21 protein-coding genes are annotated in these 24,776 nt (G+C 66.7%); 15 read left to right on the top strand and 6 right to left on the bottom strand.

All coding sequences use genetic code 11. The features are described from left to right. Nucleotides 1-59: 59 nt before the first annotated feature. On the bottom strand, nt 60-803 hold the full coding sequence (locus ABE423_RS16620; RefSeq protein ID WP_149908680.1) for a 20S proteasome subunit A/B: 744 nt from the start codon (nt 801-803) through the stop codon (nt 60-62). Nucleotides 804-895: 92 nt separating this feature from the next. Between ABE423_RS16620 and folK the strand changes: the two genes are divergently transcribed. Next, the gene (folK, locus tag ABE423_RS16615) at nt 896-1,381 is read left to right on the top strand and encodes a 2-amino-4-hydroxy-6-hydroxymethyldihydropteridine diphosphokinase (RefSeq protein ID WP_164138662.1); all 486 of its coding nucleotides are present in this window, start codon (nt 896-898) and stop codon (nt 1,379-1,381) included. A gap of 31 nt (nt 1,382-1,412) precedes the next feature. On the opposite strand, the gene ABE423_RS16610 is transcribed toward folK, so the two are convergent. Next, on the bottom strand, nt 1,413-2,150 hold the full coding sequence (locus ABE423_RS16610; protein WP_024957037.1) for a pteridine reductase: 738 nt from the start codon (nt 2,148-2,150) through the stop codon (nt 1,413-1,415). A 59-nt stretch (nt 2,151-2,209) separates the two neighbouring features. Here ABE423_RS16610 and ABE423_RS16605 point away from each other — a divergent pair, with 59 nt between their 5' ends. Next, nucleotides 2,210-3,394: an SAM-dependent methyltransferase gene (locus tag ABE423_RS16605; protein ID WP_336685949.1), complete on the top strand. Its 1,185-nt coding sequence runs from the start codon at nt 2,210-2,212 to the stop codon at nt 3,392-3,394. Beyond that, nucleotides 3,391-3,783 (top strand): membrane protein, encoded by a 393-nt coding sequence (locus ABE423_RS16600; RefSeq protein ID WP_032130419.1) that lies wholly within the window; start codon nt 3,391-3,393, stop codon nt 3,781-3,783. The genes ABE423_RS16605 and ABE423_RS16600 overlap by 4 nt, the downstream gene beginning before the upstream one ends. A 145-nt stretch (nt 3,784-3,928) precedes the next feature. Here the strand turns inward: ABE423_RS16600 and ABE423_RS16595 are convergent, their stop codons facing one another. The 3 genes from ABE423_RS16595 to ABE423_RS16585 form a co-directional block, all read right to left on the bottom strand. Further along, entirely contained in the window at nt 3,929-6,286 is a 2,358-nt protein-coding gene (locus ABE423_RS16595) for a family 20 glycosylhydrolase (RefSeq protein WP_346486799.1), read from the bottom strand. Between the two features lie 111 nt (nt 6,287-6,397). Beyond that, nucleotides 6,398-9,058 carry a TonB-dependent receptor gene (locus ABE423_RS16590; RefSeq protein WP_134951779.1) on the bottom strand — a complete coding sequence of 887 codons (2,661 nt, stop codon included), beginning with the start codon at nt 9,056-9,058 and terminating at the stop codon, nt 6,398-6,400. A gap of 143 nt (nt 9,059-9,201) precedes the next feature. Beyond that, nucleotides 9,202-10,218 (bottom strand): glucokinase family protein, encoded by a 1,017-nt coding sequence (locus ABE423_RS16585; protein WP_346486797.1) that lies wholly within the window; start codon nt 10,216-10,218, stop codon nt 9,202-9,204. A 376-nt stretch (nt 10,219-10,594) separates the two neighbouring features. Between ABE423_RS16585 and ABE423_RS16580 the strand changes: the two genes are divergently transcribed. From ABE423_RS16580 to ABE423_RS16525, 12 genes are all read left to right on the top strand, one after another. Further along, nucleotides 10,595-11,884, top strand: coding sequence for a sugar MFS transporter (locus ABE423_RS16580; protein WP_346486795.1), 1,290 nt, complete (start codon nt 10,595-10,597; stop codon nt 11,882-11,884). Nucleotides 11,885-11,923: 39 nt separating this feature from the next. Beyond that, nucleotides 11,924-12,991, top strand: a complete 1,068-nt coding sequence (locus ABE423_RS16575; RefSeq protein WP_032128950.1) for a LacI family DNA-binding transcriptional regulator — start codon at nt 11,924-11,926, stop codon at nt 12,989-12,991. A 7-nt stretch (nt 12,992-12,998) separates the two neighbouring features. Further along, nucleotides 12,999-14,027, top strand: a complete 1,029-nt coding sequence (locus ABE423_RS16570) for an SIS domain-containing protein (protein WP_049400482.1) — start codon at nt 12,999-13,001, stop codon at nt 14,025-14,027. After that, a complete protein-coding gene (gene nagA, locus ABE423_RS16565; RefSeq protein WP_253145343.1) occupies nt 14,027-15,175 on the top strand; it encodes an N-acetylglucosamine-6-phosphate deacetylase in 1,149 nt (382 codons plus the stop codon). Before ABE423_RS16570 ends, nagA begins: the two co-directional genes overlap by 1 nt. Then, nucleotides 15,175-16,239, top strand: a complete 1,065-nt coding sequence (locus ABE423_RS16560; protein ID WP_346486792.1) for a heparan-alpha-glucosaminide N-acetyltransferase domain-containing protein — start codon at nt 15,175-15,177, stop codon at nt 16,237-16,239. Before nagA ends, ABE423_RS16560 begins: the two co-directional genes overlap by 1 nt. Nucleotides 16,240-16,537: 298 nt before the next feature. After that, nucleotides 16,538-19,567: an autotransporter outer membrane beta-barrel domain-containing protein gene (locus tag ABE423_RS16555; RefSeq protein ID WP_346486790.1), complete on the top strand. Its 3,030-nt coding sequence runs from the start codon at nt 16,538-16,540 to the stop codon at nt 19,565-19,567. A gap of 288 nt (nt 19,568-19,855) precedes the next feature. Then, complete coding sequence (locus ABE423_RS16550) at nt 19,856-20,860, top strand: S41 family peptidase (RefSeq protein ID WP_346486788.1); 1,005 nt, start codon at nt 19,856-19,858, stop codon at nt 20,858-20,860. Nucleotides 20,861-20,863: 3 nt separating this feature from the next. Next, entirely contained in the window at nt 20,864-21,076 is a 213-nt protein-coding gene (locus tag ABE423_RS16545; RefSeq protein ID WP_125895630.1) for a hypothetical protein, read from the top strand. Between the two features lie 150 nt (nt 21,077-21,226). Beyond that, a complete protein-coding gene (locus tag ABE423_RS16540; protein ID WP_346486786.1) occupies nt 21,227-22,264 on the top strand; it encodes a S41 family peptidase in 1,038 nt (345 codons plus the stop codon). Nucleotides 22,265-22,267: 3 nt separating this feature from the next. Then, the gene (locus ABE423_RS16535) at nt 22,268-22,603 is read left to right on the top strand and encodes a hypothetical protein (protein ID WP_125895629.1); all 336 of its coding nucleotides are present in this window, start codon (nt 22,268-22,270) and stop codon (nt 22,601-22,603) included. Nucleotides 22,604-22,652: 49 nt separating this feature from the next. Then, complete coding sequence (locus tag ABE423_RS16530; RefSeq protein ID WP_253145333.1) at nt 22,653-23,087, top strand: SseB family protein; 435 nt, start codon at nt 22,653-22,655, stop codon at nt 23,085-23,087. A 102-nt stretch (nt 23,088-23,189) separates the two neighbouring features. Continuing rightward, a complete protein-coding gene (locus tag ABE423_RS16525) occupies nt 23,190-23,387 on the top strand; it encodes a hypothetical protein (protein WP_125895627.1) in 198 nt (65 codons plus the stop codon). Nucleotides 23,388-23,433: 46 nt separating this feature from the next. On the opposite strand, the gene ABE423_RS16520 is transcribed toward ABE423_RS16525, so the two are convergent. Continuing rightward, a complete protein-coding gene (locus ABE423_RS16520) occupies nt 23,434-24,654 on the bottom strand; it encodes a multifunctional CCA addition/repair protein (RefSeq protein ID WP_180838423.1) in 1,221 nt (406 codons plus the stop codon). Between the last annotated feature and the right edge of the window lie 122 nt (nt 24,655-24,776).

Below are 24,776 nucleotides of genomic sequence, written 5' to 3'. Positions count from 1 at the left end.
CCCGCGAGAGCGTGTTGTTCTCGCGGGGGGTGGCCCCTGGTGGGGGCTGCCGCCGGCCACTACCGGTCCAGGGTTTCCCACGGGAAGCGTGGCAGCGCGTCCACCGCCTGTTCCAGCCGCCGCGACCAGTTCTGGTGAATATCGGCATACAACGCCGAATCCGCGCCCAGCCGCAGCTGCTGGCCGATGCGCAGCTCGCCGTCGCGCAGCAGCGCCAGATCGATCGGCAGGCCCACCGACAGGTTGGAACGGATGGTGGAGTCCAGCGAGACGATCGCCGTACGCGCGGCATCCTCCAGGTGTGTGGCCGGGCTGAGGATGCGGTCCAGGATGGGCTTGCCGTACTTGGACTCACCGATCTGAAGATAGGGCGTCTCCGGCGAAGCGGCGATGGCGTTGCCGAGCGGGTAGATCATGTACAGCCCGGGCCGCTCGCCAGCGATCTGGCCACCGAAAATCAGCGTCGCCTGGGTGTTGACCCCGTCATGGCCGTGCTCGCTGTGGCTGCTGTGCACCTGGCTGTCCACCAGCAGCTGGCCGACGTACTCGGCAGCTTCGAACAGATGGGTCATGTCGCGCAGGTTGGGCGTGCGCCGTTCACCGGCGTCGCGCCCCAGGCGTGACACCAGCAGCTGGGTGGTGGCCAGGTTGCCAGCCGCCATCAGCACGTAGGCTGCCTGGCCGGGGTACTCGAACACGTGCAGCTTGCGGTGCACGCGCACATCGTCCAGCGAGGCATTGGTCCGGGTGTCGGCAGCGAAGACAAGGCCTTCGTCCACCTCGATTCCAACGCAATAGGTCATGTCGGTGCCCTATCATGTGCGTCCCGGATTGTAGGCAGGCCGCCGTGACGACGGCATGTCCACGCCCCCTCAAGTGCCGTCACCTGAACCGCATGACCACCGTGCTCCTGAGCCTGGGCAGCAACGTCCAGCCCCGCCGCTACCTCCACGCCGCGGTGACGGCCCTGCGCGAGCGCTTTGGCGCACTGCAGGTGTCACCCGCCTACCGTACTGCCGCGGTCGGCTTCGATGGCCCGGCCTTCCTCAACAATGCGGTGGCGATCGAGACCGATCTGCCGCTGCAGGAACTGGACGACTGGCTGCATGCGCTGGAAGACGCGCATGGCCGCGATCGCAGCGGGCCGCGCTTCTCCGACCGGACCCTGGACATCGACGTGGTGTTCTACGGCGACCTGGTGGTGGAAGGCCCCGGCCACCTGCGCATTCCGCGCCCGGAACTGAAGCATGCCTTCGTGCTGAAGCCGCTGGCGGACATCGCGCCGGGCTTCATCGACCCGGTCAGCGGGCAGGACCTGGCAACGCTGTGGCGTGCGCACAGACAGTTTGGCGAGGCGTTCGAGGTGGTGGACCTCGGATGACGGAGGTTGCCGGCCAGCGGCCGGCACTACCTCAACTGACCGTTCGCCCACCATCCACGCGCAGGGTGTGGCCGGTGACGAAGCTGGCTTCGGCCACCAGCCAGTAGACCGCCTCGGCGATCTCCTCGACCGTGCCGATCCGTGCCAGCGGCGTGCGTGCCAGCAGCGCCTCGCGGGCGAAATCGTCCTTGCCCTGTTCCGGCCACAGGATCGCCCCCGGCGCTACCGCATTGACCCGCACTTTCGGCGCCAGCTCCAGCGCCAGCGAGCGGGTGGCCATCTCCAGCGCGGCCTTGGCCATGGTGTAGGCGATGTGGTCGCGCATCGGGTCGGTGCCGTGCAGGTCGGTCAGGTTGACGATGCAGCCCTGCTGGCGGCGCAGGTAGGGCGCCGCCGCCTGTGACAGCAGCAGCGGCGCGCGCGCATTGACCGCATACAGCTCGTCCATCGCCTCGGCGGTGACCTGGCCGAGCGGGGTGGGGAAGAAGTTGGAGGCGTTGTTGACCAGTGCATCCAGTCGCCCGAAGTGGGTGACGGCCTGCTCCACCAGGTCGGCCAGGGCGTCGGCGTCGCGCAGGTCGGCCTGCAGGGCCAGCACGCTGCCCGGGCGCACGTTGTCGAAATCGAACGCGGCCTGCTGCAGCTCCGCGCTGGAGGTGTTGGCGTGCAGCACCACCGACCAGCCACAGGCATGGAACTGGCGGGCGATGGCCGCACCGATCCGGCGCGCGCTGCCGGTGATCAGGACCACGGGGTGGGTGTCGCTCATCGAGGGTCCTCCAAGGCTCGGCTATCCTGTGCACCATTGTCACCGCATTCGAAGACGCCATGCAGCCCACCTTCCCCCTGCCCGAAGCCGATGCCCTGGCCCACAGCGACCAGCTGGCCGCCGCCCTGCGCGCCGAAATCCTTGCGCAGGGCGGGGCGATGCCGTTCTCGCGCTTCATGGAACTGTGCCTGTACACCCCCGGCTGGGGCTATTACAGCGCCGGCGCCAGCAAGTTCGGTGGCAGCGGTGACTTCACCACCGCGCCCGAGCTCGGCAGCCTGTTCGCGGGCGGCGTGGCCAATGCGCTGGCGCCGGTGTTCGCCCAGCTGGGTGCGCAGGCGCGGATGCTGGAACTGGGCGGTGGTACCGGCGCCTTCGCCGAAGCGGTGCTGCTGCGCCTGGCTGAGTTGGACGCGCTGCCGTCGCGCTACGCCATCCTCGAACCCAGCGCCGACCTGCGCGAGCGCCAGCAGCAGCGCCTGCAGCAGAACCTGCCGGCCGAGCTGGCGGCGCGCGTGGACTGGGTCGACCGCCCGTTCGAGGAGGACTGGGAGGGCGTGGTGTTTGCCAACGAGGTGATCGACGCGCTGCCGACCCCGCGCTTCCTGATCCGCGATGGCGAGGTCTACGAGGAAACCGTCGAGCTGGATGCCGAAGGCAACTTCATCCGCGGCGCGCAGCCGGCCGACATCCTGCTCAATGGCGCGGTACGCCACATCGAGCGCTATCTGGAAAAGCCCTTCGCCGAGGGCTACCGCTCCGAAGTGCTGCCGCAGCTGCCGTACTGGCTGCAGGCGGTCGCCGGTGGCCTGCAGCGTGGCGCGATGCTGTTCGTCGACTACGGTTACAACCGCGGCGAGTTCTACCAGCACGACCGCGACGATGGCACCGTGCGTGCGTTCTACCGCCACCACGTGCACAACGACGTGCACCGCTGGCCGGGCCTGCAGGACATCACGGCGTCGGTGGATTTCACGGCGATGGCCGAGGCCGGCATGCACGGCGGTTTCGAGCTGGCCGGTTACTGCAGCCAGGCCAGTTTCCTGCTTGGCAACGGCCTGGACCAGGTGCTGCTGCTGGCCGAGGAACGCACCGATGAGGTCGGCCGCATCCAGCTGCGCGACCAGGTGAAGAAGCTGACCCTGCCGACGGAGATGGGCGAGCGCTTCCAGGCTATCGGCCTGCAGCGTGGCGTCGACTTCGAACCGGCCTTCGAGCTGGGTGATCTGAGCTGGCGCCTGTGAGCCACGCGTTGCCGGTGATCAAGCCGCTGCGGCGGCCCCGGCTCTGGGCCGCGCTGTGGGCGGCGGCAGTACTGCTGGTGATCGTGGTCTGCCTGATCCCACCACCGCCGATTCCGTTGCCGGAAAACAGCGACAAGGGCGAACACTTCCTCGCCTATTTCATCCTGGCCGGCAGCGCGGTGCAGCTGTTCCGTCGGGGCCGCCCGCTGCTGTGGGTGGGCGTGGGCCTGGTGCTGATGGGCATCGGCATCGAGTTCGCGCAGGGCGCGCTGACCAGCAACCGCATGGCCGACCCAATGGATGCGCTGGCCAACACCATTGGCGTGCTGGCCGGCATGGCCACTGCACTGACCCCGATGCGCGACCTGCTGCTGCGCTGGCGCGGGTAAAGGCGTGCCAACCAAGGTTGGCACCTACCGGTAGATCCACGCCATGCGCGGATGGAATCCGTAGATCCACGCCATGCGTGGCCATGCGTGGATGAACTGCCCGGGGTGCCGACCAAGGTCGGCACCCACCATGACAGACCTGTCATTACTTCCCCAGCGTGACCTCATCCAGCACCCACATCGCCGGGCGCGTATCGCCGGTGAAGTTGATGCACAGGTCACCGGTGCCCTGGGTACCCTTCGGCAGCGCTGCACGCAGTGTCACGAAGCCATCGGCATCGGGCTTGGCCGGCAGCGGTACCTCAGCCAGCACCTTGCCGCTGCAGTCGCCGCGACGCACCTGCATCTCGCCATGCGCGCGCTTGGCCTTCTCGAAGCGACGCTTGGGCTCGTCGTGGGCCAGCTGGAAGTAGTACGGGATGCGACCTGCACGCACTTCCACGCTGCCGATGCCGTCCAGCTGCGCCTGCGGCCAGCGCCAGCACGGCTGGAAGATGTCCACGTTGAACACCGCACGGTTGCCTTCGCGGGGGCCATCGTCTTCCAGGCGCAGCACCAGCCCCTTCTTGCCCACGCAGCTGAGCAGTTCATCACTGCGGCGGCTGAGCAGCGATTGCGCAGTGAAGTCCGCAACCGTCGGCTTCGCGGCCAGCATCTGGCCCTGGTAGAACGCGGCGGCCTGCACGGCGGCGGGCAGCTGCGCCGTCAGCGGCTGCTGGTACAGCGCGGACTGCGCGGTCACCGGCTGGCCATCGGTGCTGTAGCGCACTTCATAGCCCAGCGGATTGGCCAGCGACACGGTCACGGTGTTCTTCGCACGATCATCGGTGTAGTCCACGCCTACTTCGAACGGGGTCTGCGCATAGGCCAGGCCCCAGGCACGGTAGCGCTGCAGCTGTGCCGGCAGGCGTGCGAGGAAATCGCGGAAGTCGCGATGTTCCGGCGTGCTCCAACCGGTCTCGGCCACAGCGGCCAGGCGCGGGAACAGGTTGTGCTGCAGGCGCGCATAGCTGCGCGTGTGCTCGGTGAACATGTTGGCCTGCAGGCCGAGAATGTGCCCGCGCTTGTCTGCGGCCAGTTCGGCCGGCACCGGCTCGAAGTTGTAGAGCTTGCCGAGATTGACCTGGCTCGGACGGCCCGGCGGTTCGTTCGGCGAGGCCGTCTGCAGGTAATCCAGATAGAGGTAGCCGACCGGCGACATGATCACGTCATGGCCGGCGCTGGCCGCGGCCAGGCCGCCTTCGGTGCCCTGCCAGGACATCACCGTGGCCTGCGGCGGCAGCCCGCCTTCGAGGATCTCATCCCAGCCGATCAGGCGCCGGTCGTGCTCCTCCAGGAAGGTCTCCAGGCGCTTGATGATGTGGCTCTGCATGGCCATTTCATCCTTGATGCCCAGCGCACGCATGCGCTGCTGCACCTGCTTCGACGCTTCCCACTGGTCCTTCACCGCCTCGTCGCCACCGACGTGCACGTACTTGGCCGGGAACAGGTCGATCACTTCTTCCAGCACGTTTTCCAGGAAGGTGACGGTGCTGTCTTCAGTGTTGAACAGGTTGGGGAACACGCCCCATTCGCTGATCGGCTTCAACGGCGTATCGATGGTGCCCAGCTCCGGATACGCAGCAATCGCGGCAGTCGCGTGGCCCGGGACATCGATTTCCGGGATCACCTGGATATGCAGCTTCGCGGCATAGGCGATCACTTCGCGGATCTGGTCCTGCGTGTAGAAGCCGCAGTACGGATGCTCCTGGCCGCTGACCGGATCGATGCCGCCATCGCCGGCCGGGAGGCGGCAGCTGCCCACTTCGGTCAGCTTCGGGTAGCGCTTGATCTCCATGCGCCAGCCCTGGTCATCGGTAAGGTGCCAGTGGAAGGTGTTGAGCTTGTGCGCAGCCATTGCGTCGAGCACGCGCTTGATCTCGTCCAGGCTCTGGAAATGCCGTGCCGAGTCGAGCATGAAGCCGCGCCAGCTGAAGCGTGGCGCATCCTGGATCTGCACCGCTGGCAGCACCCCGTTGCTGCCGCCGGTGGCGAGCTGGGCGAGGGTGGTCGCGCCATAGAACAGGCCGGTTTCGTTGCCGGCCTGGATCAGCACGCCCTGCGCGGTGCTCTCCAGCGTGTAGCTTTCGCCGCTGTCGCGGAAGGTGGGCACGATCTGGAAGCGGATGCTGCCGGTCTTGGCTGCAGCCTTGCCCTTGGCCAGGACCAGGCGCGGGCCACCACTGCGGGCCAGCAGGCCGGCGAACTGGGCGGCGACGCGCTGCGCGACTTGGCCTTCGGCCTGCAGCACGGTGTCGGCGCGGACGGTGATGCCGCTGCCCTGGCCGGCCTGCACATTGCTGGGGGCGGGAATCAGCATCAGGCTGCCGGCGCGCAGCTGCGGGCCGGGTGCTTCAGCGGCAGGCGTGGGATCGGCGGCGAGTGCCGGCAGTGCCGGCAGCAGGGCGAGCAGGCTGCCCAGCAGCACTGCGCTGCGCATCCGGGCGCGGGAAGGCTTGACCATCGGAACGACTCCTTGGAACGGTGCGATGAACGCTATACATGAAAAACGCCGGGCCCGGAATGACCCAGGCCCGGCGTGCGTGCACGACTCGGCGATGTTGCCGCCGCTGGATCAGTACTTGAAGCGGAAGTTGAGGTAGTACTGGCGGCCGTTGCTGTAGAACGAGGTCGGGATGGCCGCGGTCTGGTAGTACTTGTAGGTCGGGTTGTTGAGGTTGAGCGCATCGAAGCTGATGCTCAGCCAGTCGGTGGCCTTGTAGCTCAGCGATGCCGACAGCGTGCCGAAGTCATCCTGGTAGTACGGGTTGGCACCGGACAGGCCGATCAGGAACGACGAGCGGCGCGTGTAGCTGACGCGTGCACCGAAGGTGTCGTTCTCGAAGTAGGCACCCACGTTGTAGGTGTTCTTCGAGGTGCCGAGCAGGTTGTCGGTTCCATCGGCCCAGGTGTGCTCGGTGCTGCCATCAGCGTAGGTGTAGTTCGCGTTGACGCCGAAGTATTCGCCGATCGGCTGTTCATAGGCCACTTCGATACCGCGCACCTTGCCGTCGGCGTTCTTCGGACGCGAGATGTCGTACTCCTCGAGCTGGTTGGTCAGCTCGCTGAACAGCATCTGCTTCTCGGTGCTGAAGGCCACGTAGTCCTTCAGGCGCATCGAGTAGGCACCGACCGACAGCATGCCGCGCGGCATGAAGTACCACTCCAGGTTGGCGTCGAAGTTGGTCGAGATCACCGGCTTCAGTTTCGGATTGCCGCCGCCGCCCTTTCGGTTCAGATCCGAGCCGTACGAAGACGCACCCAGTGCGGAGTAGTCGGGCAGGGTCTGGGTCTGCGAGGCGGCGAGGCGCAGCACCAGGTCGTCGCGCAGGTCGTACTTGAAGTTCGCGCTCGGCAGCACGCGGTTGTGCTTGTTCTCGAAGGCTTCGCGGGTCCACGCACCGAACAGGCTCTTCACGTCCGGCACGGTCGAGCCCATGGCGGTGGCGTAGGTATCGATGTCCTGCTTGATGTTGACGTAGCGCAGGCCGACGTTACCGCTCCAGCGGTCGCCGCTGAAGTTGCCCTGCACGTAGGCGGCGAAGTTCTTTTCGGTCACCTTCCATTCGGCGCCATAGTTGTGGCGGCCATCCGGACCGTCATTGCCCGACAGCCATTCGGAGTTGTTGGTCACCGCATTACGCAGTGCTGCCGGGGTGTAGTACCAGATGTTGCGTGGGAAGTTGCCACCGATGTCGCCGGCGAAGCCACCCGGGTAGTTGGCGGTGGGGCTGCCGCGCAGGGCGTCCCAGATGTTGCCAGGGGTGGCGCCTTCCGGCGACTTTGCTTCACGTGTGTGGTCGGCGTAGCGCGCGCCGAAATCGATCGAGCTCAGCACGCCTGCGTTGAAGTACTGGCTGAAATCGACGTTGGCCCACTTTTCCTTGTCGATCGCAGTGACCTGCTGGTTGCCCCAGGTGCCGCCCCAGCTGGCGCCGGCAGGGCTGATATCGCCCCCCACATTCCAGTCCACCGGCGAGCCGTTGCCATGGGTGGTCCAGCTGGCGCCGCCACCCTTTGCAGTCAACAGCTCGGCGATGTACTGGCGCGGCGTTTCGCCAGTGCCCTTGGTGGTACCGGCCTGGAACTTCGCAGTCAGGTTTTCGCTGACCTGCCAGTCGGCATCCAGGGTGATGTAGTTGGTCTTGGCCGTCGACTCGCGGTAGATCATGTCGTACACCGCGTAGTTGGTGTCGGGCATGCCCTTGTAGCTGGCCTGCGTCAGCACGCCATCCTTCACCACATAGCCCGGATCAGGCGCCTGCGACTTGCCGAAGCTGTTGCCGAACATCATGAAGTTGCGGTTGTAGTTGTTGGCTTTCAGCTTGGAGCTGAAGCCGCTGAGTACGAAGCTCAGATCATCGGTCGGCTTGAACTGCAGCGAGACCAGGCCACCCGTACGCTTGCGGGTCTGCTCGAACAGGGTTGAGCCCAGCAGGCCCGGAACCTGTACGCCGAGCAGATCCGGGTTGGTCTTGGCCACCGGATCGTTGGCTTCGATAGTGAAGAAGCCACCCGGAATTTCCTGCGCTTCGCGGCGCAGCTCGCGCTTCTGGCTGAAGGCCTGCAGCATCACGCCGAAGGTGCCTTCATCGTTCTTGTAGTTGAACAGCGCCGACAGCTGCGGGTCGTTCGACTTGGCCTGGTCCGAGCGCACCGCGCCGATCGAGCCTTCCGCGGTGAACTGCTTGGAGAATTCCAGCGGCTTGCGGGTGATGATGTTGACGGTACCGGTGGTGCCGCCGTCCTGCAGCTTGGCCTGCGAGGACTTGTTCACTTCCACCGAGCTGACCAGTTCCGATGGCAGCAGCGAGTAGCTGACGCTGCGGCCGACGTTGTTGCCCTGGCTGAGCACGAACCAGTCGGCCGAGCCGACGGTATGGCCGTTGATCAGGGTCTGGGTCAGGCTCGGGCTGGTGCCGCGCAGGCTGACACGGTCGGCTTCGTCGAAGCCGCCTTCGTCGGCGCTGGACGAGCTGATGTTCACACCCGGCAGGCGCTGCAGGGTGTCGGCGACGTTGTGCGCGGGCAGCTTGCCCACGTCTTCGGCGGTGACCACTTCCACGCGCGCATTGGCTTCGCGCTTGGTGTCCAGCGATTTTTCCATCGAACCACGGATGCCGGTGACCTGCACGGTATCCAGGTCGGTGGCGGTCTGGGTGGCCTGCTGCGCGTGCGCGCTGAAGGCGAGGCAGCTGACGATGGCGGCCGAAAGCAGGGTCTTGCGGGTGTTCATGATGTCTCTCCTCATCACTCGATTGGATGCCGGCGGCGGTGTTCGATTACGGTTGCGATGACATGCGCGGGGCGGCGGCGAAGTCCCGTGCGTTGGCGTGCCACGTACTGCGTGCTGCGATTGCGTTGAAGCCTGTTGCGGTGTCAGGCGGCCGACTGCTGCAGGTACCAGCTGGCAGCGCCGACCACGCCCAGCTGGCCGTGCTCGACGACCTTCACCGGGATGCGTGCCAGCGCTTCGCCCATCGGTCCCTTCTGCAGGTAGCGTTCGACGAAGGTGCTGGCGTGCAGGTATTCGCGGATCTGCGGCAGGATGCCGCCGGCCAGGTAGACGCCACCGTGGGCGCCATAGAACAGCGCCATGTCGCCGATGGTGCTGCCGAGCAGGCCGCAGAACACATCCAGCGCCTGGCGCGCGTGCGCATCGGTATCGGCCATGGCAGCGGCGGTGACCGCATCGGGGCTGGCCAGCGTCGGTGCCTGCCCCTGCAGTGCACACACTGCGCGGTACAGGTTCATCAGGCCGGGGCCGGAGATCGCGTGTTCGATCGACACGTGCGCGCGGTCGCGCTGCATGTGGCGGACGATGGCCATTTCCAGTTCGGTGCTGGCGGCCAGGGTCGGTTGCCCGGCTTCGGTCGGGAGCACCACCGGGCCGTGCGCGGTGGGGATCCACAGCGCGGCGCCGAGGCCGGTGCCGGGGCCGACCACCAGGGTCGGGCCGCGGGCGGCGGTTTCCGGTCCGCACAGGTGCAGCACGCCACTGGCGTCAACCTGCGCGGCGGCGTAGGCCACGGCTTCGAAGTCGTTGACGATGTAGACCCGCTGCAGGCCGACGTCGGCTTCCACCTGGCGCGCCGACAGCGGCCACGGCAGGTTGGCGGTGATCACCGTGCCGTCCTCGCGGGCGTAGCCGGCACTGGCGACCACACAATGCGTGGGCCGCGGGCCTTCGCCGAGGAAGTCGGACAGGATCGCGCTGAGGCCGGCATGGTCGGCGTTGCGGTATTTGCGGTACTCCAGCACCTGCACCGGATGGGCGGCATCACCGCTGGCCTGGACCCGGGCCACGCGCACATGGGTGCCACCGACGTCGGCGGCCAGGAACGTCGGCGCGACTCGGGACAGGACATGGGCCGGGGCGGGGTGGCTGGCGGTCACGCGGGCTCCTGCTGCAGGTGGGGCCGGCCCCGGGATCGGGGGCGGCGATTGGGGCGGAGTCTGTAACCCCGCTGACAACGATGTCAACGAGTTCGTGACACTTTCGTTGCTGCATCGCAACGAATGCGACATGCAGTAAACGTTTACATGGCGTGAGTGCGGGTTTCACGTGGGAACCGTTGCTGCACATGGGCCAAGGCCTCCGGCGCATTCAGCACGATGCGTTGCGATCGGGTTGCGCAGTGCAGCACGAGGTTCACAGGGCTGCGTGTGGAAGTTGACAAACCGCAGCTGTCCATCGAAAGAATGTGACAACGTTGTTCCCAGCCACTCTCCGACGCCGCGTTCTGCGGCCGTCGCCGCAGGAGCCCTCCTGATGTCCGCCGTCCCCGCTGCAAGCGCGCGCCCGAACGTGGCCACTTCCATCGCCATCGTTGGCGTGTTGTTCTTCCTGATCGGCTTCTTCACCTGGCTCAACGGCCCGCTGATCACCTTCGTCAAGCTCGCCTTCGAACTCAGCGAGGTCGGCGCCTTCCTGGTGCTGATGGTGTTCTACCTGTCCTACTTCTTCCTGGCCCTGCCGGCGTCGTGGATCCTGCGCCGCACCGGCATGAAGAAGGGCCTCAGCCTGAGCCTGCTGGTGATGGCCGGTGGTGCTGCGTTGTTCGGTGAATTCGCCACCCAGCGCTGGTATCCGGGGGCGCTCGGCGGCCTGTTCGTGATCGGTAGCGGCCTGGCGCTGCTGCAGACCGCGATCAACCCCTACATCTCCATCCTCGGCCCGATCGAGACAGCGGCACGCCGCATCGCGCTGATGGGCATCTGCAACAAGATCGCCGGCATGCTGGCGCCGGTGCTGATCGGCACGCTGGTGCTGCACGGCATCGGTGACCTCGATGCACAGGTGCAGGCCGCAGATGCGGTCACAAAGGCCGCGCTGCTGAACGAGTTTGCCGCCAAGATCCACACCCCGTACCTGGCGATGGCTGCGCTGCTGGTGGTGCTGGCGGTGGCGGTGCTGTTCTCGCCGCTGCCGGAAATCAAGTCGTCCGAAGCCAACGCCACGCCGGCGACTGCCGGTGCCGCCGAGCGCCGCAGCATCTTCCAGTTCCCGCACCTGTGGCTGGGCGTGCTGTGCCTGTTCGTCTACGTGGGCGTGGAGGTGATGGCCGGTGATGCGATTGGTACTTACGGCCATGGTTTCGACCTGCCGCTGGACCAGACCAAGATGTTCACCTCGCTCACGCTGGGCGCGATGCTGGTCGGCTATGTGGTCGGCCTGCTGCTGATTCCCAAGGTGGTCTCGCAGTCGCGCTACCTGACCATTTCAGCGGTGCTGGGCGTGGTGTTCTGCCTCGGCGCCTGGGCCACCCACGGCTACGTGTCAGTGGCCTTCGTGGCCCTGCTGGGCTTTGCCAACGCCATGATGTGGCCGGCGATCTTCCCGCTGGCGATCCGCGGCCTGGGCCGCTTCACCGAGACCGGCTCGGCCTTGCTGGTGATGGGTATTGCCGGTGGCGCGATCATTCCGCAGCTGTTCGCCGTGCTCAAGCAGCACATCGACTTCCAGCTGGTGTTCGTGCTGCTGATGGTGCCGTGCTACCTGTACATCCTGTTCTATTCGGTGATCGGGCATCGCGCCGGCCTGCCGCAGGACAAGGCCTGATCGGCGATGATGGACGGCAGCCAACCCCAGGGAAAACCCATGCGCAGAGCGACTATCAAGGACGTTGCGGAGAAAGCCAAGGTCTCGCTGAAGACGGTCTCGCGCGTGATCAACAACGAGCCCTCGGTGATGCAGGCCACCCGCGCGCGGGTGCTGCGTGCCATCGCCGAGCTCGACTACGAACCCGATCCGTCCGCGCGCAACCTGCGCAGCGGCACCACCTTCGTGATCGGGCTGGTCTACGACAACCCGAACCCGTACCACATCATCGGCGTGCAGAACGGCGTGCTGGCCGCGTGCCGCGAGACCGGTTTCGGCCTGCAGATCCATCCCTGCGATTCCAGCTCGCCGCTGCTGGCCGATGAGCTGGCCGACTGGGTGCAGCGTTCGCGCCTGGCCGGGTTGGTGCTGACCGCACCGATGTCCGAGCGCCGCGACCTGATCCAGGCGCTGACCGCGCGCGGCATCAAGCTGGTGCGCATCATTGCGGCCACCGAAGACCCGGCCGATGGTGCCTGCGTATTCGTCGACGACCGCGAGGCCGCCTACGAGATCACCGAGCACCTGATCCAGCTGGGCCACCAGCGCATCGGCTTCCTCTGGGGCGGCATCTCGCACCGCTCCTCGGGCGAACGCTATGCCGGTTACGAAGCCGCGCTGAAGGACTACGGCATGACCGTGGACAAGCATCTGGTGGTGCAGGGCGACTACACCTTCGACGATGGTTTCCGCGGCGCGCGCCGCCTGCTGGCGCTGCGCGAGCCGCCCACGGCCATCTTCGGTTCCAACGACGAAATCGCCGCCGGTGTGCTGGCCGCCGCCAAGTCGGCCGGCATGAACGTGCCGTATGACCTGTCCATCGCCGGTTTCGAGGACAGCCCGTTCTCGCGCCAGTCGTGGCCGCCGCTGACCACCGCCAAACAGGCCACCGAAGACATCGCCCGCCACGCCGCGCGCCTGCTGATCGCACAGCTGCGCAGCGACGCCTATGACGATGCGCCGGCACCGCTGCACAACCAGGGCTTCGTGCCGCAGCTGGTGGTGCGCGGTTCGACCGCGCCGATGCGCCCGGTCGGCGCACGCCCCCTTCCTTCCGATCCTGCCTGAGCCTGCCATGTCGCTGTCAGACCCCACGTCCACCCTGATGTTCGCCGAAGCCGCTGAAGCGGCCGACGTGGTCGCGCGCCAGTTCTCGCGCAACCACGCCACCATGGAAACCCTGGCCGCCAGCCTGCGTGCGGCGCCGCCGCCGTTCGTGGTCACCTGCGCACGCGGCAGCTCCGACCATGCCGCCACCTATGGCAAGTACCTGCTGGAAACCCAGCTGGGCCTGGTGGTCGCATCGGCTTCGCCGTCGGTGGGTTCGGTCTATGCCGCACCGCTGCAGCTGCGTGGCGCGCTGTTCATCGTCATCTCGCAGTCGGGCAAGAGCCCGGACCTGCTGCGCAACGCGGAAGCTGCCAAGGCCGCCGGCGCGCGCGTGATCGCACTGGTCAACGTCGAGGATTCGCCGCTGGCGCAGCTGGCCGATACGGTCATTCCGCTGCATGCCGGTGCCGAAAAGAGCGTGGCGGCGACCAAGAGCTACCTGGCGTCCCTGGCCGCGCTGCTGCAGCTGGCTGCCTACTGGAAGCAGGACGCAAGCCTGCGTGCGGCGCTGGACCTGCTGCCGGACGCGATGCGCGAGGCCTGGCAGTGCGACTGGACGCCGGTGACCGAGGGCCTGGTCGAGGCGACCAACCTGTTCGTGCTCGGCCGTGGCCTGGGCCTGGGCGCGGCGCAGGAAGCCGCGCTGAAATTCAAGGAAACCTGCAGCCTGCATGCCGAAGCCTACAGCTCGGCTGAAGTGAAGCATGGCCCGATGGCGCTGGTCGACCGCGGTTTCCCGGTGCTGGCCTTTGCGCAGCCTGATGAAACCGGCGCCGGCACCCGTGCCGTCGTCGAGGAATTCACCGCGCGCGGTGCACAGGTGTGGATGGCCGGTGCCGGTGGCAACCTGCCGGTAGCGGCCGCGCCGCATCCGCTGTGCGCACCGCTGCTGACCGTGCAGAGCTTCTACCGCGCGATCAACGCGCTGGCGCTGCGTCGTGGCTTCAACCCGGATCTGCCGCCGCACCTGAACAAGGTCACGGAGACGGTGTGATGGCCACGGTCCTGCGCAATGCCCGCATCCTGGCAGGCGACGAGTTCCGCGACGATCTGGCGGTCGTGATCGAGCATGGCCGCATCAGCGCGCTGCTGCCCGATGCAGCGCCGCAGCTGGGCCAGGCCGCCGAGCAGGTTGATCTGAGCGGTGGCTGGCTGCTGCCCGGTTTCATCGATGTGCAGGTCAATGGTGGCGGCGGCGCGCTGTTCAACAACACGCCAGACGTGGCGGCACTGCGCACCATCGCGCAGGCGCACCGCCGCTTCGGTACCACCGCGATGCTGCCGACGCTGATCAGCGACGACGTGGGCGTGATGCGTGAAGCCATCGATGCGATGCGCGAGGCGATCGCGCAGGGTGTGCCAGGCGTGATCGGCATCCATCTGGAAGGACCGTACATCGCGCCGGCCCGCAAGGGTACGCACGATGCCAGCAAGTTCCGTGTGCCAGACGAAGCAGAGATCGCGCTGGCCGCATCGCTGGACAACGGTGTGACACTGCTGACGCTGGCACCGGAACGCGTGCCGCTGGAGACCATTCGCGCGCTGGTCGAGCGCGGCGTGATCGTTGCCGCTGGGCATACCGCAGGCACCTACGAAGAGATCCGCGCCGGTCTGGATGCAGGCGTGCGTGGCTTCACCCACCTGTACAACGCGATGTCGCCGCTGCAGGGCCGTGAGCCCGGCGCGGTGGGCGCTGCGCTGGAAGACCGCGACAGCTGGATCGGCATCATCGTCGATGGCGTGCATGTGCATCCGGCCAGCCTGCGCGTGGCGCTGGCAGCCAAGCCACGCGGCCGCCTGCTGCTGGTCACCGATGCGATGCCGCCGGTTGGCGCCGACGATCCCAGGTACGTGCTGTACGGCGAAACCATCACCGCCATCGACGGCGTGGTGCGCAATGCCGCCGGTTCGCTGGCGGGCTCGGCGCTGGACATGGCCACCGCGGTGCGCAACACCGTGCAGCTGCTCGGCCAGCCACTGGCCGAAGCCGCGCGCATGGCCTCGACCTATCCGGCGCAGTTCCTCAACGTTGACGATCGTCTGGGCCACATCGCCGAGGGTTACCAGGCCGACCTGGTGCTGCTGGACGATGCCCTGCAGGTGCGTGGCACCTGGATTGCCGGACAATACGAGGCCGCTTGATGAACAGTATGCCGCCGCGCCGCCTGGGCTCGATCGATGCCCTGCGCGGCATCACCGTGGCGGCAATGCTGCTGGTCAACAACCCGGGTGACTGGAGCGCGGTGTTCGCGCCGCTGCGTCATTCGGAATGGCATGGCTGCACGCCCACCGACCTGGTGTTCCCGTTCTTCCTGTTCCTGGTGGGCGTGTCGATGGCCTTCAGCGTGGCGCCACGCGCGCTGGACACGGCGGCGCGACCCGCGTTGGCGCGCGGCGTTCTGGAGCGCGCACTGCGCATCCTGGTGGCCGGTGCGTTGCTGCACCTGCTGATCTGGTGGGCGCTGGATACCCATCACTTCCGCATCTGGGGTGTGCTGCAGCGGATCGCGGTATGCGCGGCGCTGGTGGGCGTGCTCGCGGTGTATGCGCGTCCGCGCGCACAGGCGGCCGTACTGGTCAGTCTGCTGGTGGGGTATACCGTGCTGCTGGGCGTCGGCGATCTGGCGCCGTGGACCAATCCGGCCAGTCGCCTGGATACCGCGCTGTTCGCACCGTGGATCTACCAGTGGCATGCCGATACCGGGCTCGGACATGACCCGGAAGGATTGCTGAGTACGCTGGGCGCGCTGGCCAGCACGGTGCTCGGCCTGCTTGCCGGTGGCCTGCTGCGCAATGGGCGTTCGGCGGCATTGGCCGGGCTGGGCGTGGCGACCGCTGTGCTCGGCCTGTTGCTGGCCATCTTGTTGCCGCTGAACAAACAGCTGTGGACGCCCAGTTACGTGCTGTGGACGGGCGGTCTTGCGGCGCTGGCGCTGTGGCTGGGCCACGTGCTGATCGACCAGAAGGGCTGGCCGGCGCTGGGCCGGCGCTTCGGGGTCAATGCAATCACCGCCTATCTGGGCGCATCGGTGATGTCGGTGGTGTTGATGGCGACCGGCGCCTGGGGCTGGATCTGGCAGCAGCTTGCCACCGCGATGCCGCAGGCGCTTGAGCTGGCGTCGATGCTGCAGGCGCTGGCGTTCGTCGCGCTGTGGTGGGGCGTGGCGTGGTGGCTGGACCGGCGGAAGATCTATCTGAAGATCTGACCCCATCCGCCAACGGCATCCACGCATGGCGTGGATCTACCAGGTGCCATGAGTGAATCGATTGGCAATGCAGGGTCAGTAGATCCACGCCATGCGTGGATGCTTTGCGCGTGATTCCCAAGTGCCAAAAAATGAACGATTTCAGCCACATCACATTGGCGTGAGGACCGGGCGATTTCACATCTGAACTGTGATTCTCTGCACGCAAGTTCACCTGTCGAAACGGTTCACCACACGGCAGACTGCAAGCGCAGTGCCGCACATACGCAGTTCCTGATTTCCCGTCCAGGAGTGCCCCATGTCCCGTGCCGTTCCGCGTGCGTTCCGCCCGCGCCGCCTTGCTGTTTCCGTGTTGCAGGCCCTCGCCGTTCCCTCCCTGCTTCTGACGACCGCCAGCGTCGCCTGGGCCGGCTGTAACAACTCGACACCGACCGCCGGCCAGACGGTCACCTGTGATGCCAACGCACCGAATCCGCAGACCACTCCCGTTACCGCCAGTGGCGCGGCTGGCGTCACCGTCAACGTCGGCAATGGTGCCCAGTTGCAGCAGAGTGGTGGTGGATCGGCCCTCGCGCTGGTCGGTGCCGGTGGTCACCTGCTGTCAAACCAGGGCGCGATCAGTTCGGTGGGCGGTGCGGCCGTGCAGCTTGGGGGCGGCAGCCGCGTCGACAACCGCGGCAGCATCAGCACCGGCAACAACATTGCCCTGCAGTTCATCGGCGCAGGCGACAGCGTGCTGGTCAATCGGGGAACGATCAGTGGTCAGACCGGCGTGCAGTTCGATGCGGGCAACGATCGCCTCGAGATGCAGGCCGGCAGCATCACCGGAGGCGTACTGCAGGGCGATGGAAACGATGTGCTGCTGCTCAGTGACGGCACGATCGACAGCGTCGACCAGGGCGGTGGCGATGACCAGATGACTGTCACCGGCGGCACCGTCACCGGCGTGGTGGTGCAGGGCAGCGGCCGCGACGATTTCGTCATGACCGGCGGCACCGTCGGGGCCCTCCAGCAGGGTGACAACATCGATACCTTCCGCATGAGCGGTGGCCGCATCGTCGGTGCGTTCGAGGATGGCGACCAGGCTTGGATGACCGCTGGCCGCATCGGCCGCGTCAACATGAAGCTGGACAAGAATCTGTGGGATCAGTCCGGCGGCATCGTTGAGGGCAACGTGGTCACCGGCTTCGACACCGACACCATCATCATCTCGGGTACGGCCTACATCGGCGGCAACATCAGTGTCAGTGGTGGTGCCGACAGCGTGACCATCACCGATGGCACCGTGCGCGGCCAGGTACTGCTCAGCACCGGCAACGACACCTTCAACTGGAACGGCGGCGGCATCGTCTACGGCGCGATCGACATGGGGCCGGACAACGACGTGGCCAACCTCAGCAACCTCAACCAGGGCAACCTTGGTGCAGTGCCGCTGTTCGACGGTGGCAGTGGCATCGATCAGCTCAACTTCAACAACGTCAAGGCTGCGGGCGTGGGACGCTTCCAGAACTGGGAGACAATCAGCCTGGCCAACAGCACCGAGCTGAGCTTCGATGGTGATCTGGTGCTGGGTGACAGCGGAACCGGCACCGGCACGCTCACGGTGGATGACACCAGCACTGTCTACGCGGGCAGTGGCGGCCATGCCGTCCGTCCGTTCAACAGTGGCACACTGGTGGAGATGGTCAATGCCGGGCGCATCGACCTGACCGGTGCCGGCGCTGGCGACGTGTTCACCGTGCGTGGCAACTACCGCGGTGACGGTGGCGGCCTGTACCTGCGTACCGTGCTGGGTGCGGACAATTCCACCAGCGATCGACTGGTGATCGATGGCGGTGTCGCCACCGGCACGACCGGCATCGGCGTCATCAACGCTGGAGGCAGTGGAGCGGCCACGTTGGCCGATGGCATCCTGGTGGTGCAGGCCCTGAATGGTGGTCGCACCGCGCCGGGCGCGTTTTCGCTGTTCGCACCGGTGGCGGCCGGTGCCTACGAGTACTTCCTGTTCAAGGGCGGTGTCAGTGCCGGTACCAGCGAGAACTGGTACCTGCGCTCGACCGTGGTGGCCGGGCCTGCACCGGCGCCCAACGGAAGCGGTATCAATGGCGCGCCGCCGCCGCCGACGCCACCCGTCGCACCCCCACCACCGATCACCCCGGCACCGCCACCGCCGCCCGAAGGCGCCACCGATCCGGATCTGACCGCAGGCGAGACCGCGCCGCCACCACCGCCGCCGGAGCCCGTGCCGGTGGCGCCGCCCAGTGATCCAGCGGTGCCGGACGTGCCGGTGGCTGGCGGAGCGCTGCCCGGAACCGGTGCGCCGCCGACGCCGGGTGCACGCCCCGCCGAGGGCGCAGTGGTACCGCTGTACCGCGTGGAAACCGCCACCTACGCCGTGGTGCCGCCGCTGCTGCGCGAGACCTCGCTGGCCAGCCTCGGCACGTTCCATGAGCGGCAGGGCGAGCAGCGCCTGCTGTACAACAAGGGCGCATTCCGCACGGCCTGGGGCCGGTTGGTGGGGCAGAGCAGCGAGATCCATTGGAAGGGCGATGCGCAGCCGGGCTTCGATGGCGATGTGATGGGCCTGCAGGCCGGCCTCGATGTGTGGGCCACGGCCAATGACAGCCATCGGAATCAGATCGGCGTGTTCGTCGGCCGCACCCGCGCGCAGGGCAAGACCACCGGCCTGGCACTCGGCTGGGAGAACGTACAGGTGGGCCAGAACCGCCTGGATGACAAGCACGTGGGCCTGTACTGGACGTTCACCGACAGCAGCGGGGGGTACATCGACGCCGTGGCGATGCAGAGCCGTTACGACGGCCGCGTACGTTCCTCTCGCGGGCTCGGCTTCGGCCTGAGCGGCGACGGCACCAGCGTGTCGGTGGAGGCCGGCAAGCCGCTGCTGCACTTCGGTCAGTCCGCATGGTGGCTGGAACCGCAGGTGCAGGTGATCTGGCAGCGCACCTCGCTGGACGACCGTCGCGATGAAGTATCGAGCGTGCGTTTCGACAACGACAATGCCTGGACCGGCCGCATCGGCCTACGCCTGGCCGGCGATTACCAGTTGGCCGACAACGGCTGGCAACCGTACTTCAAGCTCAATTACTGGCATGGCCGTTCTGGCGAGGACCGCGTCGGCTTCGACAACGACACGATCATCAATTCGCAGCGCTCGCGCGCACTGGAAGCCGGCGTAGGTGTGGTCGGGCGCTTCAACCGCACCATCAGTGCGTACGCCGTGGCCGACTACACGTGCGAGCTGGGCGGCGACCGCAACGAGAAGCGCCGCATCATCGAAGGCAACATCGGCCTGCGCGCGGACTGGTGACCACCGCAGGATTGGGTAGGTGCCGACCTGGGTCGGCACAGATTCCACCGGCGCCATGACCTTGCTCTGGTAGGTGCCGACCTTGGTCGGCACGACTCTCTCCGCTGCCATGACCCTGTAGAGCCGAGCCATGCTCGGCTGCTTCGGTCCACTCCCACAGAGCCGAGCATGGGCTCGGCTCTATAGAACACTGGTGCGTGGCGAGATCGATCCCGCCACGGCTATCCTAAGGCTTCGATACATGACAAGGAATCGTCGATGCTGGACCTAAGGAATGTTCGTGCCGCCATGCTCGCCACGCTGCTGCTTTCATCTGCGGCCGCTGTTGCAGAGGAAACAGTGGAGCTGCCGTCGCCCGAGGCGCGTGAGCAGATGCTGCAATTGTTGGAAACCCAGTCCTTGTACCGTGGCCGCGTCGATTGGAACGACGTGCGCGCACGCCTGAACGCCGCAGGCGATGACCGCGCACAACAGCGCCGTGTTCTGGATGAGGCCGCCGCACGCAGCAGCGGAGGCCACGGCCGTTGGTTTTCACCAAGCGAGCAGCGTCAGCGCTCCGAACGTGCTCAGCGCTTGAATGCCGCTCAGGCGACCGACCTCGCTGCCCCCAGACACGTCAATCCCCGCATCGGCGTGCTGCGGGTGAGCCCCTTCGTGGAAGACCTGCAACGCAGCGAATCGGAACGTTATGAAGCACGCAAGGTCTACGCGCTGGCGTTGCAGGAGCGTATCGCTGGCCTGGATGACGGAATGCGGTGCGGCTGGGTAGTGGATGTAAGCAGCAATGGCGGCGGCAACATGTGGCCGATGTTGTTTGGTTTGTTGCCATTGCTGCATGGAACGTCGGATACGCAGGGAGCGTTGATCGGCGCTTTCCGTAGTGCCAATGGATTGCTGTGGTGGCGGCAGGCGGAAGGTGAAGTCGTGCAAGGCAACGCATCGATGCTGCGTTCACGACAGGGCGCGTATCGGCTGCGTGCGGGCACGGCACCGGTGGCGGTGGTGATGGGGGCAGGCACTGCCAGCTCCGGCGAAGCAGTGGCACTCGCGTTTCGAGGGCAACCAGGGAGTCGTAGTTTCGGTCAGCCGAGCGCGGGCTTTTCTACCGGCAATCGACCGACGACGCTGGTGGACGGTACCACCTTGCTGTTGACCCACAACGTCATGACCGACCGTAACGGCCAGGGCGACGGTGGCAGGATGCAGCCGGATCAGGCTACCCCCAGCGGACCAGCCACCCTTGCCGCCGCCCAAGCCTGGCTGCTGGCCCAGCCCGCCTGCCAGAGCAGCTGATCCATGATCCTGAACGGCCAGCAGGAGCGGGTGGTGGTCGGCCCAACCGAACCCCAACACTGCCTGCGCTGCCAGACGGAAACCGAGTTCGCGCCCCAGCTGCGCTACAAGATGGCGCGCATCGACCTGCTGTTCGGCCTCACCTACCATCGCCGCTACGAGACCCGCTCTGGTAGGTGTCGACCTTGGTCGGCACAGATTCCACCGGCGCCATGACCCTGTAGAGCCGAGCCATGCTCGGCTGCTTTGATCGTGTCCCATGCAGCCGAGCATGGGCTCGGCTCTACAACGGCTATCCGCATAATGGCGCGGCATGATTCGCCACGGTTATGCTGTGAACCTGACCCAACGACAAGGAAACGTCGCATGCAGATGTGCAAGGGAGTGCCTGGGAATGGCGCGCTGATACTGACCCTTCTGGCAGCCAACGCAACGGCCGCCATCGCGTCCACCACCGAAGTACCTTCGCCGGAAGCGCAGGTACAGATCCTGGATCTGCTCGAGCATGAAGCCTTGTACCGCGACAAAGTGGACTGGCCTGCCGCTCGTAAGCGACTGGCGTCGTTGCAGGCGTACCCGGGTGCGTTGCATACCGCTCTGCGTGAGATCATCGTGGAGAGCACCGGGGGGCATGGTGTCTGGATGACGCTTGCACGCAAGCGTGAAGCCACGGAGCGCTCGAAGCAGGTCGGCGCTGAGGCCGTTGCCAAGGCGAAAGTGACTGGTGCCGTCGATGCACGCATTGGCTGGGTGGTCATCGAAGGCTATGCCGCCACGCCGGGGGCTGCGCGGCAGGACGAGTTCAATCAGGACATCCAGCGCGCGCTGCAATGGCAGGATGTCATCCGTGGCAAGGACAGCGGCGATCGCTGTGGCTGGATTGTCGATCTGCGCGGCAACCATGGGGGCAACATGTGGCCGATGCTGCTGGGTGTTGCGCCGTTGCTGCGCACGTCGTCGACAGGCGTGGAAGAGGTCGGGTCGTTTGCTACTGCCCACGGGTCGCGGCGCTGGAGTCTGACGCCGACCATGGTGCAGGTCGATGGTCGTCCCAGGCTGGGATTCGGTCGACCGGGGTATTCCCTCAAGCAGCCCGGCGCGCCCGTCGCCGTTCTGGTCGGGTCGAATACCGCCAGCTCTGGCGAAGCGACGATGCTGTCATTCAGGGGGCGCCCCCAGACGCGGAGTTTCGGGCAGTCGACAGCGGGCTTCTCGACAAGCAACGATACGCGGCCCCTGGTGGATGGCAGTGTGTTGGCAGTGACGACCGCGGTGATGAAAGACCGCACTGGCGCTGGCGCCGGTGCCAGGATTACTCCGGATGAATTGACGACAGGCGATGCGGCCACCCTTGCCGCCGCCCAAGCCTGGCTGCTGGCCCAACCCGCCTGCCAGGGCCGCTGATCCATGATCCTGATCGGCCAGCAGGAACGGGTGATGGTGGTCGGCCCGACCGAAGCCCACCACTGCCTGCGCTGCCAGACGGAAACCGAGTTCGCGCCCCAGCTGCGCTACAGGATGGCGCGCATCGACCTGCTGTTTGGCCTCACTTACCACCGCCGTTATGAGCTGGCCTGCACCCGGTGCGGGCACGGCTGGGTGCTGGACACCGACACCATGGACCAGCAGCTGGGTGGGGTGCCGATCTCGTGGCGGCACCGCTTCGGCCTGCCGCTGATGCTGGTGGTGGTGGCCGGTCTGGCGGCGTTGGGCTGGCTGTGGCGGCACGGATTCCTCGGTTGAGGACCGGGCCTGTTAAAGTCTGCCCTGCAATCACGTACCGGAAGCGACCATGGACCACGACACCCCGTTCGACCCCCTCAACGACCTCGAGGTGCGCCTGTTGCAGGCCCAGGACGGCACGCTGACCGCAGCGCAGTTCCTCGACGGCCTGCTGACCTCGACGGCGTTCGTGCTGCTGGACAAGGCCATTGGCGAAGACGGCGCCTGGGACGAGAGCATCTCGCCGCTGGTGCTGACCAGCGAGAGCGGCGAGGCGATGTTCGCGGTGTTCACCGCGCCCGAGCGTGCTGGCCTGTGGCACGAGCAGCTGCCGCAGTTCGCCCATGCCATGCCGATTACGGTGCATGCGCTGTTGGCCGGTATCGGCGACGGCGTCGGCCTGGTGCTGAACCCGGGCCTGGACGTGGGCATGGAGATGATTCCCGATGCCGTGGCCCAGCTGAAGCAGCGTGCAGCGGCGATCACCCGCGGCATGGCGCACTGAATCCAGGGATTGTCTGGTTGCCGGCCAGCGGCCGGCACTACCCGTGATGCCGGACGGCGGCGATGGTTTGCAAGTGCGTCCTGTTCAATGGAGAGGAGCATCGTGGGCAAGCGTTCTAACCGATCGCTGTGGGTCTATGAGATCGGCCTTCTTGCGGGTTTGGCACTGGCAGCTGCGTTCATCACCCGGTTCAATCCGGTGGAGACGCTCCGGTTGGGTGGTTGGCTCTTCCTCTTGATGCAACCTATCTTGTTGGGTGCTCATGCAGTCGACCACTTCTCGCGCAAGCGTCGTCGATAGACGGGCGATGTGAAGGTGCCGGCCAGCGGCCGGCACTACCCGGGCTTCAGCGGGCGGCGGCGATGGCTTTCACCCGCGCCTTGGCCAGTGCTTCGCCGATGGCCGGGCCCTTCAGATGCGTGGTATCCAGATCCCGTGCCTGCACTGACAGCGCCGCCTGGTGCAGGCGCTTGAGCGTCTCGCCCTGCGGGTAGTCGCTGTCCTCGAAACCGAGCCGGCCGCGCTTGTCGGCCTCGCAGCACAGCGCGATGCGGGCCACGCGTTCCGGCCGGCGCAATGCATCGCAGCGACCCAGCAGTTCCAGCACGGTGGCATCGCGCAGTTCGTCGATGCGGTGCACGTTCAAGTGCTCGCGGCAGACCGCTTCGGCCAGTTGCTGGTGCTCGGTGGGAATCTTCAACCTCGCGCACAATGCCTTCAGCGGTTTGATGCCGCGCTGCTCGTGCATGATGTGGCGTGGCCATTCCTCCGGCGGGGTCAGGCCCTTGCCGAGGTCGTGGGTGAGGGCAGCGAAGCCGACCAGGTCATCACCCGGTGCCAGTTTCGCGGCCATGTCGCTGACCATTTCCTGGTGGATGCCGGTGTCGACTTCCGGATGGAATTCGGCACGCTGCGGCACGCCATACAGCGCTTCCAGCTCGGGCAGGATCGGGCCCAACGCATGCGCAGCGTGCAGCGTGCGCAGGAAGGCGGAGGGCCGTTCACTGACCAGCGCCTTGCGCAGTTCCTGCCAGACGCGTTCCGGCACCAGCGCGTCCAGCTCGCCACTGGCGGCGACCTCGCGCATCAGCGCCATGGTCTCTTCGGCGACGGTGAAGCCCAGTGGCGCGAAGCGTGCCATGAAGCGCGCCGCACGCAGCACGCGCAGCGGATCTTCGACAAAGGCCGGACCGACGTGCCGCAGCACACGCTGTTCAACATCGCGTACGCCGCCGTAAGGATCGACCAGTGTGCCGGTCTCCTCATCGCAGGCAATCGCATTGATGGTGAAGTCGCGGCGCTGCAGGTCTTCTTCAAGGGTGACCGCCGGATCGGCATCGACCACGAAGCCGCGATAGCCACGGCCGGATTTGCGCTCGGTGCGCGCCAGCGCGTACTCCTCGCCGGTCTTCGGGTGCAGGAACACCGGGAAATCGCGGCCGACGGCGGTGTAGCCCTGCGCCTCCATCTGCGCGGGCGTGGCACCGACCACCACCCAGTCGCGGTCGCCGGCAGGGCGTTGCAGCAGGCGGTCGCGCACGGCGCCGCCGACAAGATAGATCTTCATGGGAGGATGATCGCATGCCCGGCGCAGATGCACCGGTAGTGGCGGGGCGGGGGGCGGCGCGCGCCCGCCCGGGAGCGGGGGCCGGGGCGGCGCGCCGCCCGCCCCCCCCCGCGCGGTCCCGC

The organism is Stenotrophomonas sp. TWI1409, assembly GCF_039673015.1.
GTDB classification, from domain to species: domain Bacteria; phylum Pseudomonadota; class Gammaproteobacteria; order Xanthomonadales; family Xanthomonadaceae; genus Stenotrophomonas; species Stenotrophomonas maltophilia_A.
Note: the sequence above shows the minus strand (reverse complement) of the source record. Positions and strands in the feature narration are given on the sequence as shown.